This is a genomic window from Paenibacillus periandrae, from assembly GCF_022458865.1.
GTDB lineage: Bacteria > Bacillota > Bacilli > Paenibacillales > NBRC-103111 > Paenibacillus_S > Paenibacillus_S periandrae.
The window spans coordinates 12689-27736 of the sequence record NZ_JAJNMU010000006.1 but is presented as its reverse complement, the minus strand read 5'-3'; the positions used below and the strand labels follow the sequence as shown (position 1 = coordinate 27736).

Here is a 15048-nt window from a genome sequence, read left to right as displayed (position 1 = left end):
AGCTATGAATAATACCACAATGCAATATTTTTCCAATCCAGTTCTTCCAGGAGATCATCCTGATCCATCGGTGATCCGGGTCGGACCCGACTACTACATGGTCACCTCAACCTTTCAGTATTTTCCATCTGTTCTGATTCATCATTCACGGGATTTGGTGCATTGGAAGCCCATAGGCCATGTCATTACACGCCGCAGCCAGCTCGACTTCATGGATATACCTGACTCCCATGGCGCATTCGCACCAGATATCTCGTATTATGCCGGGAAGTATTGGGTTGTTATTCCTTATTTTCACGGCCAGCCTCGCTGTACCAATATCGTGTATACGGCCGACCGCCCGGAAGGTCCATACAGTGACGGCGTGGTGCTTAACCATCACTTCATCGATCCTTCGATTTTTAACGACGATGACGGCAAACGTTATCTGGCCTTTGGTGGTGGCTGGGTGCACGAGCTGGCGCAGGATGGATCAAGGCTGATTGGGGAGGCCAGGCAGGTATGGTCCGGTACAGGCGGAAGCACTCCCGAGGCTCCGCATATCGTGAAGCGAAACGGATGGTATTACCTGCTGCTGGCGGAAGGCGGAACTGCATTCGGACATATGGAAACGCTTGCTCGCAGTAGGTCCGTCTGGGGGCCCTATGAGGCAAGTCCGTCCAACCCGATTCTATCCCAGCAGGACTCAACCAAACCGCTGCAAAAGGCTGGTCATGGCAAGCTGGTGGAGGACCCTGATGGTAACTGGTGGATGGTCCACCTTGGCGGACGTCCATTAACACCGAATGGTGCTACACCACTGGGGCGTGAGACATTTCTGGAGCCTGTACGCTGGACGGACGATGATTGGTTGGAGGTTGGTAATGAGGGGGCGCCATTGGAATGGATTGAAATGCCCCGGAAGACTGCGTTGGCTGCTGGAAGCTCCGCAGAACTCACTGATGATGACCCAGTTGACAGATTCGATGGCAAAGAGCTGTCATCGGTATGGGAATGGGTCCGGCATCCGCTGGAGAACAAATTTAGGCTCACTGCTGCTGGACTGGAAATGGACTGCGCTGCGTATCCCCTGTATGTACCGGGCTCAACACTGCTGCTGACACGCCGTTGGGAGCATTTTGGATTCGAGGCAGAAGCGTGTCTCAATTTCGCACCACAGACCCTTGGCGAAGAGGCAGGACTTCTCCTGTACCGGGATATGGATGGCATGCTGCTGGCGAGTATCCGCAATGGAATCGGCCAAACCTCCGGGCAAAAGTTCGACGTTTCCCGATCACATGAAAAGCAGGAGCACGAGGGACTGTATTTGCAAATTGACCGTTCCGAGAAATGCTTCCGTACGACCTTATACCAGGCTCGGCTGGAGCTTCCGACGGGTGCGGACATTTGGTTGAAGACCCGACTTGAGAGCACGACTGGCCAGCTGTCTTTTTCATATTCGATCGATGGCGTTCATTATGAGGAGATTGAGCTTTTGGTACCCGCTGCCTTTTTATACCCTGAAAACTATGCGAGATATAAGTGCTACACCGCGCCCCGCGTCGGCATCTATGCAATGGGTGTCAAGTATCAGCCGGAAGGCAAGGTACTGTTCAAAAGCTTTAGCTATCGAGGTGTGGATACAGCAAATGCAAGCAGTGACTTGGAAGAGACCTTCGAATAGAATCCATGCATAAGGCTCAGGAAATAGGGGGGATGCGATTTGAAATTAGTCCCGCAAGGCTTAAAGGTATTTAAGCAAAAAAGCATTTTTGTCAAAATGCTGCTTTTATTTAATTTGTTTATTCTGATCGCAATTCTTGCATTTGGCTATGTGTCGTATACCCAGTCCTCCTCATTGCTAGTCGAGGAAGTCGTGAAATCCAACTATAAATATGTCGAGCAGGCCAGGGATAATATCGATGAAACGTTGATTTCACTGGATAATTTATCGTATCAGGTTTCACTTCAATCGCAGATTCGGCGGGCGCTCTATTTGTCGGAAACCACATGGGATCAGGATCAGCTGTTGTTTCTCGATATCATTAAATATTTAAAAAGCGTCAAGCTCTCCAACACGCTGATCTCGGATATATGGATTCAGTTTTACCGCTATCCCATCGTCATCAATCAGGAATCCAAATACAATCTGAATTATTATTATGACGATATTTATACAACCGATCAGCCCACAGGCTGGGAACGACCCAGTCCAACCCATCATGGACTTACTCCGATCGGCAAATTTCAAGCGACTACCTATGGCGTAAGCTCATCTGTGATTACCTTTGAGAGGACGGTGCCACTAAGTGAAATCAAGCCTATGGGCGGCTTGTACCTGAATATCAAAACCGATGATTTTGCCAACAGGGTGCAGGGCGCAAGTGACCCGTATCCGGCATTCATCTATGCTTTGGACATCAACGGAGGGGTTGTTTTCAACAGCAAAATCCGCAGTGAACAGGACGGGCTGATAAGCTCGGTCAAAGGGGCCATTACAGAGAAAGTAAGAGGAACCGGAGCACGTGAGGGTTATCTGGAGCAGACCATTGCGGGGCACTCCTACCAGATTCTGTTTACTTCCTCGAAGGTGAATGACTGGACCTATATCAGTGTGGTGCCTACAGCTTTTATCACCGAGAAAGCCAATGCGATTCGTCAATTCACATTTGTAACAGCGATCATTTGTTTGATTGGCGGGTTGATTATGTCCTATTTTCTTATTAACCGGATTTACAGTCCCATCAGCAAAATAATCGGATACATCAATGTGTTGGGCCGTACACCATCCAATCAAAACCGCAGCGCCAAGGAGGATGAGCTTGGCTTCATAGATCGCATTATCAACTATGTCTATTATGAGAATGAAAGCCTGAGAGGGTCCTTTGAAAAGAATTTGCCGGCGCTCCGTCAAAAATTTCTGTATGATCTTATAGAGGGCAGAGTGTCATCGGCCAATGTGCAGGAGCTTGCCAAGGAAATTCAGCTGGATTTCAGCTATGGTTCCTTTCAGGTGATCGTATTTGAAACGGTGGATTTTTCTCTGGAGGATAAAATAAGCCTGCGTAATCGCGATATTCTGGAGATTGTAGATGGTATGATTGCAGAGCTTGAGGATGTCCACATCAGCGTGAGGTCAATCCGCAAGCGAAATGATAAAATCATATCGTTATTAAACCTGGATCATCCCAATCCGAAGCCCGAGGTTATTCACGATTTTATCAGCAAGGTGATGTCATATTTTGAGCGGGAGCATTCCCGGACCTTCACGGTGGGGATTGGCAATATTTACAGCTCGGTTGAGGAAGTGCCCTTTTCTTACGTGGAGGCTTTGTCTGCGCTGCAGTACAAGATTGTCAAGGGAGAAGGCAGCGTGATCTTTGTTGATGAAGTGGGCAAGATGACTGAAAGCTCCTTCAGCTATTCGATTGAAGCCGAGAAGCATATAATCAACTGCGTAAAAACGGGGAACCGGCTTGCCCTGCAGCAGCATTTGCACAAATTATGGGGGGAGAATTTACAACAGGGAGATGTTACACCTGAAATTATTACTTATTTGTCTCAGGCTCTGGTAGGCACCGCAATACGGACAATTTATGAGGTCCAATCTACAACCGCCGAGATCTTCAGTGACGCGATAGATTTATACAAGGAGGTTAATCAGCAGATACATTTGGAGGACAAGAAGGAGTTCATTGAACGAATGTTCCAAAGCATCAGTGACTGGATTCATAACAAGAAGCAAGGGCAGGACAATACCCTGTTCAATCAAATCAAGGATTATGTGGAAAATAATTATCACCTGGATTTATCATTAACGATCCTTGGTGAGAATATCGGATTATCTCCTTCGTATCTGAGCAGTATTTTTAAAGAGGTTACGGGAATGAACTTTGTTGATTATATTAATACCCGGCGTGTCGAGCAGGCCAAAATACGGCTGCAGCAAACGCAGGATACAGTAGTTGATATTTCTGAACAGCTAGGCTTCACAAATTCCAATACGTTTATCCGCGTATTCAAGCGGTATGAAGGAATTACACCAGGGCAGTTCAGGCAATTGCATGCGAAGGAAAACGCTAAGTAGGCCTGGACCAACAGCATGCAGCGTAAACTTAATTATCACTTTTCTATGACCGCCAGAAGCTGATTCCTGGCGGTTTTTTGGCATGCATCATGAAAAAAGTAGATGCATCCAAAGAATTAGCGATATACGAAATTCGTGTAAGGGGATACATTGAGTAGGCAAACGAAGCACATGAAACCGATGAAAGGAGTGTCTTGCATTGTCTAAGCAAACTATGGTTACTGCGGGTCCGCCATCCATCCATGCGAGCTACAAAAAAACATCAAGCAGACGAAGTACCTTCAAAAAAGTGCTGCCTTACTATTTGATGTTCCTACCGCCACTGATCTATTATCTGATTTTCAGATATGTACCTGTCGTTATGGCTGTCGTGATTTCGATGATGGACTATAATATTTACAAAGGAATACTGGCTAGTGAATGGGCGGGCTTCAAGCATTTTATCGATTTTTTCAATTCGGTCTATTTTGGAAGATTGCTGCGCAACACATTGATGATCAACCTGCTGAATCTGGTGTTTGTATTCCCTGCACCGATTATTTTCGCATTGCTGTTAAACGAGGTTCGCAATTCGCTTATTAAACGCACGGTGCAAACGATCAGCTACTTGCCTCATTTTGTTTCAACAGTTATTGTGGCCAGTATGGCGGTCACCTTCCTGTCACCCAGTGTGGGGCTGGTCAACAATATTCTGGTGCAATTCGGTATGGAGCGAACGAACTTTCTGCTGGACCCGAACTATTTCTGGGGAATCTATACCTTTATGGATTTGTGGAAAACGCTCGGCTGGTCAGCGATCCTGTATTTTGCCACACTCACGGGTATCAATACGGAATTGTATGAGGCTGCCAGAGTAGATGGCGCCAATCGCTGGCATCAGACGTGGAATATTACCCTTCCGGGTATCGCGCCTACCATTATTATTTTGTTCCTGCTGAAAATCGGACATATGCTGGAGATCGGCTATGAGCTGATCGTGCTCCTGTACAACCCCAATACGTACCTGACTGCAGATGTGATCGGCACCTACGTGTATCGCAGAGGGATATTGGATGCCAACTACAGCTTTGCTTCCGCTGTTGGACTATTTCAGTCAATCATGGGGCTGGTGCTGATTGTTATTGCCAATAAATTGGCCCGAAAATATTCTGAAACTAGCTTGTGGTAATGTAGTGTAGATGCTTACGAAGTCAGTTTTGCTACGCAAAACTTTTAGGTAGATGCTTACGAAGTCAGTTTTCTTACGAAAACTTTTAGGAGGTAAAAATATGGCTTTCCGGCGTATGACGCTTGGGGGATTGGCGTTCAGTTGTATCAATGCATTGATTCTCGGTTTGGTCGTTGTAATGACCTTATACCCGTTTCTGTATGTGGTATCCGCTTCTTTAAGCGAGCAGCTGTATATTCAGCAGGGAAGAATCGGGATCATCCCGATGGGCTTTCAGCTGGAGGCTTACCGCAGAGTGCTGGAGTTCCCGATGCTGGGACGCTCCTACCTGAATACGATCCTGTATACGGCGCTTGGAACGGCGATTAGCCTCATATTAACGGTTTGTGCGGCTTATCCGATGTCCAAGCGGGATCTGCCCGGTCGTAAATTTATGACCACCATCGTGCTGATTCCGATGCTGTTCGGTGGCGGCCTGATCCCGACCTTTCTCGTCGTGAATGCGCTTGGAATGCGGGACTCAATATGGGCCATCGTAATTCCGGCGGCAGTAACCTCTTTTTATGTATTTATTCAGCGTACCTTTTTTGAGCAAATTCCTCTGGAGCTGGAGGATGCTGCCAAGATCGACGGGTGCTCGATGGTACAAACCTTGGTCAAAATCATTTTACCGTTGGCGCTTCCGTCGTTGGTGACGATCGGTTTGTTCTATGCGGTCAACGAATGGAACAGCTTTTTTCCGGCAATGATTTATTTAAATGACGAGAATCTGTTTCCGGTGCAAATTCTGCTTCGGGCCATCGTGATTCAGAACCAGACAGACCAGGTTTTGGTTGATGTGTTTGACGATAAAAATCTGTTAAGTGAATCGATCAAGTATTCGACTTTGGTAGTAGCGACATTGCCCATTCTGATGGTGTATCCTTTTATTCAAAAATATTTTGTTCAAGGCTCCATGATGGGATCTATTAAAGGCTAATCATTATTCATACTAAAGGGAGGCGTCAAGATGAAAAAAGCAAGCTGGATGAAAGGAATGACCGGTGTATTATTGGCATCGGTTGCATTGGCAGGCTGTCAGACAGGAGGTCAGGAGAAAGCAGCGGTGGCTCCGGATGCCAAGGCAGGGGAAGCCGGGAAGACTGCGAATGCGAATGGCAAGATTCTCGATAAGCAGATCGAGGTCAGTGTGTATATGAGGCCAAGACCTGAATCAGTCGAATCCAATGAGCTGCTGTGGATGAAGCCGATTTCGGAGAAAACCAACGTCAATTTCAAATGGCTGAAGGCTCCGGCCGATAACAATGACTACATTGAAAAGTTTAATCTTACGCTAGCTGGCGGAACGCTGCCTGATCTGATGGAGGCACCGCCGGATTTGCTAAACAAGGGCGGGGAGAACGGCGTGTTTGAACCATTGAACAAGCTGATCGACCAGCACATGCCTAATTTCAAAAAGCTGATTGAGCAAAATCCGGCAGTTTTGAAGGATATCAAATCCGATGACGGCAACATTTACTTTTTTCCGCAAATCTCTGCTGTCAAAACGATCAACCTGCAGATTTTCCGTCAGGACTGGCTCGATAATCTTGGTTTGAAAGCACCGAAAACAACCGAGGAGATGTATCAGGTACTGAAGGCATTCAAGGAAAAGGATCCGAATGGCAACGGCAAGAACGACGAAATTCCGTTCACGACAAGAAGCAAGATCAAGGGACTGCTGCCATTCATCGAGCCTTTTGGTGTATCATTTGAAGAGGATTTTTATGTGGATAACGGTCAGGTCAAATACACGTATACCGATCCCAGATTAAAGGCTGCGCTTGAGTACACGGCGATGCTATACAAGGAAGGTCTGATCGACAAGGAATATATAACGAATGATCAGAAAATCTGGGAGTCGAGATTTACCAATGAGGTGTCGGGTGCTACTTTTGATTCCTTTCCACGGATCGAAGCGCTCGAGAAGCTGGTCGGCAAGGCAAATCCGAAGGTCAATTTAACCGGGTTGACGCCTCTTCAGGGGCCAACAGGCATTGCTCCATATACCAAAAGCCAGCAAAATCTGATCAAGAACGGCTTTGGCATCAGCTCCAAATCGAAATTCAAAACCGAAATTGCCAAGGTGCAGGATTGGTTCTACAGTCCAGAGGGCCAACTGGCCATGAACTTCGGTAAGCTCGGTGAAACGTATACGATGGACAATAATGAACCCAAGTATACGGATCTGGTGATGAAGGATAAAAACAACTCACCGTTGATTAAGATGTACGAGCTGGGACACCGCGAGTTTGCTTATCAGTGGGATATCCGCTACGAGAATGCTATGGTAACGCCGAAGCTGGCGCAAATCCGTGATTCCATCACACCTTTTATTAAACCGAAGTACCCGGTTGCCCTTTCCTTCAAGCAGCAGGAGCGTGACGTGCTCAACTCCAAGTTTACGGAAATTGCGACTTATAAGGACGAGATGCTGAACAAATTCATTATTGGCTCAGAGCCGATCAGCAAGTTTGACGATTATGTCAAGCAGATCGACAAGATGGGTATTGACGCCGTTTTGAAAATCCAGCAAGCCTCTTATGACCGTTACGTAAAAAGATAAAGGAACAAATATCGGCCTTCGTTGTCTGCCCATTGCGGTGGAAGCGGAGGCTGATTGTGCGGAGATGGACAATTGCTGTACGGATAAGAAATGCAGCAGAGTAGAAAAAGATTGACGAAGCTGCCCTCTTCATTTAAAATCTGATATATCAGATATCAAATATGAAAACAGAATGAGGATGTGTGTATAACCATGAGCGAAACAACGGCATTTACAGCGTTGAATTACATTGGAGGTCAGTGGCAGCCAGCACTTACCGGCAAGCTGGACGCCAGCCTGAATCCCGCGGATAAGGGTGAGGTCGTAGGCTATTTGCAAAGCTCTGATCAGGCAGATGTCGATTTGGCCGTTCAGGCAGCCAAAAATGCACGTATGGCCTGGAGAAAGCTGGCAGGATCGGCTAGGGGCGATTTTTTATATAAGGCTGCGAATATTGTGGAGCAGCATATCAACGAGATTGCTGAAACGATGACTCGGGAAATGGGTAAGACCTTTGCCGAGGCCAAGGGCGAAACAGCCCGGGGTGTGGCTATTCTGCGCTATTATGCCGGTGAAGGAATGCGCAAGGTGGGTGATGTCATTCCATCAACGGACAGTGAGGCGATGATGTTTACCACTCGTGTTCCATTGGGCGTCGTTGCTGTTGTTACACCATGGAATTTCCCGGTAGCGATTCCGATTTGGAAGATGGCGCCTGCTCTGATCTACGGAAATACGGTCGTGCTGAAGCCTGCTAGTGAAACTGCCCTTACGGCAGCCAAAGTCATCCAATGCTTTCATGAAGCTGGGTTCCCGAGCGGTGTCGTCAATATGGTGACAGGTAAAGGCTCAGTAATCGGTCCGGCACTTACCGAGCACCCGGATGTTAACGGAATCACCTTCACAGGCTCCAATACGGTTGGCAAAGGAATTGCGGCGGGGGCAATCGCCCGCGGCGCCAAATATCAGCTGGAAATGGGCGGCAAGAACCCCGTGATCGTAGCCGCGGATGCAGATCTGGATTTGGCCGTAGAGGCAACGATCAGCGGAGGACTTCGTTCTACAGGGCAGAAGTGTACGGCAACCAGTCGTGTCATCGTGCAGAGCGAGATTTATGAACCGTTTGTAACGAAGCTGCTGGCAAGAGTCAAACAATTGCAGATTGGTGACGGTATGAGTCCACATACCTGGATGGGGCCGTGCGCAAGCGAGAATCAGTACAACAATGTACTTTCCTATATCCGTCAAGGCGTAGAGGAAGGCGCTGTACTGCTGTATGGTGGCGGCAAGCCTAAAGGCTTGGACAATGGCTACTACGTTGAGCCTACCATCTTTGCTCAGGTAACGTCCAAAATGACTATTGCTCAGGAAGAAATATTCGGACCGGTTCTGGCCTTGATCAAGGTGGATTCGCTGGAGGAAGCGATTGAGGCAGCCAATGATGTCGAATTCGGACTTAGCGCCTCGATTTTCACACAAAATATTGGCCACATGCTCTCATTCATCAGCGAGATGGATGCTGGTCTTGTCAGAATCAATGCAGAAAGCGCAGGCGTTGAGCTGCAGGCACCGTTCGGCGGCATGAAGCAGTCCAGCTCGCATTCGCGAGAGCAGGGTCAAGCGGCCATTGAGTTTTATACATCAATCAAAACCGTATTTGTAAAAGCGTAGCAACTATTAGGTACGACTGAATACTTGAGCGTAGAAGGAGGCTTGCAGCTATGGATTCCAACCCGCTGGCAGACGAGAACGCCATACAAACGAAGTCGATTCGCGATGTTGTTTACGAAAGGCTGAAGGATGCGATCATATCCGAGCAGTATAAGCCGGGTCATCATTTGAAGGAACGGGAATTGGCCAAGCTGTATGGAATCAGCACGACACCGCTGAAGGAGGCGCTTCGCCGTCTGGAGCAGGAGGGGCTTGTGACAACCAGCGCAAGACGGGGGACCTTTGTTTCCAGTGACATCATGAATTCCGTCGAGGAAATTAACTGGGCCCGGTCCGCACTGGAGGGTGTGGCAGCAAGGCTGGCAGCTTTGAAAATATCGGATGATGAAATCAGCCAGCTTGGCGCTGTTGTCGATCAAATGAAGCTGTTCACTAAGCAAAAAAACGTCGAGCAGCTGCTAAGCGTCAACGCGGATTTCCACAAGCTGATTCGTACGTGCGCGAAGAACAACTACATTTTTCAACAGATTGAAGCCATTCACTCGTTCGATCGATCTTTCCGTAAGAAAGCACTGGCTCATGAGGATGAGCTGGAGAGAGGCTTTCAGGAGCACGTTCAGATATACGAGCAAATTTGTGCAAGAAATGCCGATGGAGCCGAGCATGCGATGATCTCTCACATCCGGCGTACGATCGTGTTTATTAAGGAAAGTGGCGAGATTATCCTATAGGAAGAGCTGCATTAGCTATTGTATATTTGGTCGCGCAGCGGAGACTTATTCATCAAACTTTTAGAACTACAAGCTACAATAAAGAGGGAGAAATATTCATGAGTAATTTCAGTTCCATTCAATCCAGGCTTAAAGGAATTAATGCAATCAATGTTACCCCCTTCGATCACCAGTTGGAGATCGATTGGGATTCGCTGAAGCGCAATGTGGAATTTTTGCTGGATGGAGGTATTCAGGCGATTTATCCATGCGGCAATACGGGTGAATTTTATGCGTTAACGGTGAGTGAAGCGAAGGAAGTGACACGTTTCGTAACCGACACTATCGCCAAGCGCAGCCTTGTCATAGCGGGCGTAGGCTATGATGCACAAACAGCCAGCGAATTGGCTGCGCATGCGGAGCAGGTTGGAGCAGACGGCATTATGGTTCATCAGCCGGTGCACCCGTATTTACTGCCCGCAGGCTTGATCGCTTACTACAAGCAAATTGCGGCATCGACCAAGCTGCCATTGATCTTGTATGTACGCAGCGAGCAGGTTACCCCCGAGGTGCTTGCACAGGTGGCGGAGCTGCCGAATGTGATTGGCGTCAAATACGCCGTTAACAACCCCCCGGCCTTTAGAAAAGCCGTCGAGGCAGTGAAGCAGGATATCGTCTGGATTTGCGGTACGGCAGAAATGTGGGCGCCTTCGTTTTATGCGGCCGGAGCCGAGGGCTTTACCTCCGGTATGGTCAATGTCGATGTAGCGCGGTCCTTTACGATGCTGGAAGCACTCCAGGCTGGCGACTATCCAAAGGCAATGAAGGTGTGGTCAGATGTTTTACCGTTCGAGGAGCTTCGTGAAAGCAACAAGAACGGCAACAACGTCAGCGTTGTAAAGGAAGCGATGTACCAGTTGGGCCTGATCGCCACCAGTGCAGTCAGACCGCCGATTGCCTTGCTTCAGGATAATGAGAAGAGCAGAGTGACGGAAATTTTAAAGCTATGGGGATTAAAAGTCCGGTGAATAAGTCTCGCTGCGCGGCCAAATATCCCTCCGATCGTTGACGCTTCTCCAGGACAATTTGGCCGCTCCGCTCATTATTCACCGGACTTTTAAAGTAATTCTAATTCGGATCATAAAGGAGCCAGCTGATGAAAATTTCAGATATTCGTTTAACGGTAGTCGGCATTCCAAGAACTACAGGATTTGTGAGTAAGCATGTGATTGTGGAGCTAATGACCGACGAGGGTGTGACCGGAATCGGTGAGATGTCAGATTTCTCGCATCTTCCCCACTATTCACTGAATGTTGATGATTTGACACACTCCCTGAAAGATATTGTAGTGGGCAAAAATCCATTTGATATCTCGCTAATCAATAAAGAACTGACGGCCAACTTCCCGGAAGCGATGTTTTATTACGAAAAAGGTAACTTTATCCGTAACGGCGTTGACGCGGCTCTGCATGATCTGTGCGCCAAGGCTCTGAATATTTCCGTTGCTGATTTCATCGGAGGCCGCATTCAGGATAAAATCAAGGTTTGCTTCCCGATCTTCAGACATCGCTTCATGGAAGAGGTTGAAGAAAACCTTGAGGTCGTTAGGAAGCGCTTTGCCCAGGGATTTGATACGTACCGCCTGTATGTCGGTAAAAATCTCGATGCGGATGAAGCTTTCCTCGATGGCGTGAAAAGCGAATTTGGCTCCAAGGTGACGATCAAATCGCTCGATTTCAGTCATTTGCTTGATTGGAAGATGGCTTTGCGGGCGGTTAAACGTTTATCCCAATATGATTTTCAAATGGTGGAAAGCCCCGCTGTGCAAAATGACTTTGACGGATTGCACCATTTTCGATTGAAATGCGAGCATTTGGTCAGTGAGCATGTGTGGAGCTTCCGCCAGCAATACGAAATGATTCGTCATGATTCCGTCGATATTTTCAATATCTCTCCGATCTTTATCGGTGGCTTGACAAGCGCGAGAAAAGCCGCAGCTGCCGCAGAGGTTGCAGGGAAGGGCTGCCTGATGGGAACAACTCAGGAGCTATCGATCGGAACAGCAGCTATGGCGCATCTGGGCAGCTCCTTAGTTAATCTGAATTATACCTCGGATCCTACCGGACCTGAATTGTACATCGGTGATATTGTCAAAAATCCGGTGAAGTATGAAAACGGCTTTTTGTTGGTTCCAGGCCGCGATGTGCCGGGGCTCGGAATGGAGCTGGATTGGGATTTAATCGACAAGTATCGGGTAAAGGATTTGAGCTGGGGCACCATTTCCGTCCATCAGCTGCAGGACCGCACTTCACAAACCAAATCGTAAGCTGCAGATTTTGTGAGGAAAATAATTTAACACCGGGGGATGGATATATTGACAAGCAAACGTTGGGTGGCCGGTACGTGTACGGTTCTGCTGGCAGCAAGCGTAGCGGCAGGGTGCAGCAATACGGAGAAAGGAGCAGCGACAAGCGATCCTAAAGCGGAAGAGAAGGATAGCAAGCCCTATGAGCTTTCGATAGGGCTTCGTCAGGTCGGGGATATCCCGGCCAAAGGAAATGAAGTCGAGACGGCTATCGAGAAATATACGAATACCAAGCTATCCGTACAATGGATTCCACAAGCCGCATTTGACGATAAAGTGAATATTATGATCGCCTCCAATGAATTGCCCAAGATCATTAAGGTCAATTATGTTCCAAGCGTTATTAACGCAGCTAAAGATGGTGTTTTTTGGGAGCTTGGTCCTTACATTAAGGATTACAAAAATTTGGCTGCCCAGAATCAGCAATATTACGACAATATCAAGGTCGAGGATAAGATTTATGGAATTCCCAACTATCGTGATATTGGACGTGCGGCTGTCGTTTTTCGCAAGGATTGGTTGGATGCTACGGGGTTGAAGCTTCCAGTAACGCTGGATGATTGGTACAACGTTTTGAAAACGTTCGCATTGGGTGATCCGGATAAAAATGGGAAAAATGATACCTATGGTACAGTCTTATTCAAGGGCTATAACTCGGGAACTCAACCCGTTATTACCAGACTTGCAGTCAGTGTCGGAGGTGTCAATAGATGGGGTGAAGAGAAGGGCAAATTTACGCCTGAATTTATGACCCAGCCTTACATGAATACTTTAAAATTGTTCAGGAAATTGTATGAAGAAAAGCTCATTAATCAGGATTTCCCTGCTTTTGACGTGACTGAAGCTGATAAAATGATGTATGACGGACGTGTCGGTATCCGTTTGAACGTTTCTGCCCAGAACGGTCAGGGGTATCAGGTTGCGATGGCCAAAACCCATCCTTCCGCAGTATGGGATGTTGAACCGTTCAAAGGTCCAGGCGGTATTCGTATTGCAGGAGAGCCGGGTAATTTCGGATTTCTCGCGATTCCCAAATCCTCGGTAAAAACAGAGGCTGAATTAAAAAAGGTTTTGACCTTCATGGATAAGCTGATGGATGAGCCGATGGCCACGCTTCAAATGAGAGGAATCGAAGGAAAGCATTATGCCAAGATTGATGGGAATAAAACGGAATATAAGGATTTCAGCTCGTTTCAACGGGAAGTCAAGCCTTATCGCGATGCTTTACTGAATATTGAAGGCTATAATGTCGCAGAACTGAAGGACATTCCGATTGCAGAAAAGGGTACCAAGCTGGCACGCGAGGATATCAAATATGCAGTTCCGAATCCTGCCTTAACCTTATCGTCTGCTACGTATTCCGAGCGCGGCAATGAACTTGATCTGTTGATCAGAGATGCGGAAACCAAATACATTGTCGGCAAAATCGATGACGCCGGCTTTCAGGCGGAAGTTGATAAATGGAAAAAAAGCGGCGGAGATAAAGTGATCAAGGAATATGAAGATTCTTTTGCCAAAACAAGTAAAAAATAAGGATAAGAAAGCAGCTAGGGTAATAGCCCGCTGCTTTTTTTTATTGGAAAAACAGCTGGAATTGCTTTCAGGAGAATCTCTGCGTCATTCAAATGAATTCGGAACCCGCTCTATCATATTCAGCAGCTCTTGGATATAACCGATGGCGTTGGCTCGCGCGAGATGCCTATAGCTCGTATCGTTATCCATCATCGGAACATGGATCATCCGGATGAAGGGCCCGCTTCACGCCCGCTTCCTCCGCTACAGGAATGACTGCTTTAATAAAATACGCGTAATGGCTCCACAGAAGTGGTATGCCTGCTTTTCCCGCGTTACGGATCAATTGCTGGTAATTTTCAATCTGTTCATCTCGTCCAGGCAGGCCAAGCATGACTTTATCATAAAAGGGCTTTGGCACATTTTCGATCGTTTCCAGTCGAAGCCCGTCTGGACCACATCGGGAAGATCGTTGGTGGCAAACATTTGCAGCATTTTTTGTTCACGGTCCTTGGGCATCATCGTCGTAATGGAAAGCTTCGTATGGGTCAGCTCTCCCAGCTTTTTCACCCACTTGTCTTCATTGATATTCGGTGATTTTTCTACGTACGATATGGCACAGCCTGTAATCAGACTCGAAATCACAAGGGCTGAAGCACTGACTTGTATCTATTTACGCATAGAAGACCATCTTTTCATGATATGAATTTACGAAACTTGTAACCGCTAACATTTTGTCTTATAGCTGCCTTTATCCAATTATACTACCTCCCTTCAAGTGATTGCTTCTTTATTATAAATCCTTGCATGAAAGCTGAATATTTAGTCTCTTACGGTATACATGGGGGTTTCTTTAGGTTATGCCTAATCGCCAACTGCTTTTTATTGAGAAAACAGGTTAAATTCAGCCTATTCCCTGCATCCAGACAACAAGTTAAATTCAAGCTATAGCATGTTACGACGTACCGGAAC

Annotated in this window: 13 protein-coding genes; 10 read left to right on the top strand and 3 right to left on the bottom strand. The window is 47.2% G+C overall.

Features of this window, described 5'->3' with window-relative positions:
• Positions 1–4: 4 nt before the first annotated feature.
• The 10 genes from LRL21_RS11080 (at position 5) to LRL21_RS11035 (ending at position 14097) form a co-directional block, all read left to right on the top strand.
• Entirely contained in the window at positions 5–1663 is a 1659-nt protein-coding gene (locus LRL21_RS11080; RefSeq protein WP_240415843.1) for a glycoside hydrolase family 43 protein, read from the top strand.
• A 39-nt stretch (positions 1664–1702) separates the two neighbouring features.
• On the top strand, positions 1703–4066 hold the full coding sequence (locus LRL21_RS11075) for a helix-turn-helix domain-containing protein (protein ID WP_240415842.1): 2364 nt from the start codon (positions 1703–1705) through the stop codon (positions 4064–4066).
• Positions 4067–4373: 307 nt separating this feature from the next.
• Positions 4374–5234, top strand: a complete 861-nt coding sequence (locus LRL21_RS11070; protein WP_076235612.1) for an ABC transporter permease — start codon at positions 4374–4376, stop codon at positions 5232–5234.
• 100 nt (positions 5235–5334) lie between these two features.
• A complete protein-coding gene (locus LRL21_RS11065; protein ID WP_240415840.1) occupies positions 5335–6213 on the top strand; it encodes a carbohydrate ABC transporter permease in 879 nt (292 codons plus the stop codon).
• A gap of 30 nt (positions 6214–6243) precedes the next feature.
• Positions 6244–7839: an extracellular solute-binding protein gene (locus LRL21_RS11060; RefSeq protein ID WP_240415839.1), complete on the top strand. Its 1596-nt coding sequence runs from the start codon at positions 6244–6246 to the stop codon at positions 7837–7839.
• A gap of 192 nt (positions 7840–8031) precedes the next feature.
• On the top strand, positions 8032–9489 hold the full coding sequence (gene gucD, locus LRL21_RS11055; RefSeq protein ID WP_240415838.1) for an alpha-ketoglutaric semialdehyde dehydrogenase GucD: 1458 nt from the start codon (positions 8032–8034) through the stop codon (positions 9487–9489).
• 50 nt (positions 9490–9539) lie between these two features.
• Positions 9540–10220, top strand: coding sequence for a GntR family transcriptional regulator (locus LRL21_RS11050; RefSeq protein ID WP_240415837.1), 681 nt, complete (start codon positions 9540–9542; stop codon positions 10218–10220).
• Between the two features lie 98 nt (positions 10221–10318).
• Positions 10319–11227 carry a dihydrodipicolinate synthase family protein gene (locus LRL21_RS11045; RefSeq protein ID WP_240415836.1) on the top strand — a complete coding sequence of 303 codons (909 nt, stop codon included), beginning with the start codon at positions 10319–10321 and terminating at the stop codon, positions 11225–11227.
• A gap of 128 nt (positions 11228–11355) precedes the next feature.
• Positions 11356–12525, top strand: coding sequence for a mandelate racemase/muconate lactonizing enzyme family protein (locus tag LRL21_RS11040; protein WP_240415835.1), 1170 nt, complete (start codon positions 11356–11358; stop codon positions 12523–12525).
• A gap of 39 nt (positions 12526–12564) precedes the next feature.
• A complete protein-coding gene (locus tag LRL21_RS11035; RefSeq protein ID WP_240415834.1) occupies positions 12565–14097 on the top strand; it encodes an extracellular solute-binding protein in 1533 nt (510 codons plus the stop codon).
• 84 nt (positions 14098–14181) lie between these two features.
• Here the strand turns inward: LRL21_RS11035 and LRL21_RS45615 are convergent, their stop codons facing one another.
• The 3 genes from LRL21_RS45615 to LRL21_RS11025 are packed head-to-tail and all read right to left on the bottom strand — an operon-like array spanning position 14182 to position 14721.
• Positions 14182–14304 carry a hypothetical protein gene (locus tag LRL21_RS45615; RefSeq protein ID WP_275900721.1) on the bottom strand — a complete coding sequence of 41 codons (123 nt, stop codon included), beginning with the start codon at positions 14302–14304 and terminating at the stop codon, positions 14182–14184.
• Positions 14279–14470, bottom strand: a complete 192-nt coding sequence (locus LRL21_RS11030; RefSeq protein WP_240415833.1) for a mannonate dehydratase — start codon at positions 14468–14470, stop codon at positions 14279–14281. Before LRL21_RS11030 ends, LRL21_RS45615 begins: the two co-directional genes overlap by 26 nt.
• The gene (locus LRL21_RS11025) at positions 14419–14721 is read right to left on the bottom strand and encodes a hypothetical protein (RefSeq protein ID WP_240415832.1); all 303 of its coding nucleotides are present in this window, start codon (positions 14719–14721) and stop codon (positions 14419–14421) included. Before LRL21_RS11025 ends, LRL21_RS11030 begins: the two co-directional genes overlap by 52 nt.
• Between the last annotated feature and the right edge of the window lie 327 nt (positions 14722–15048).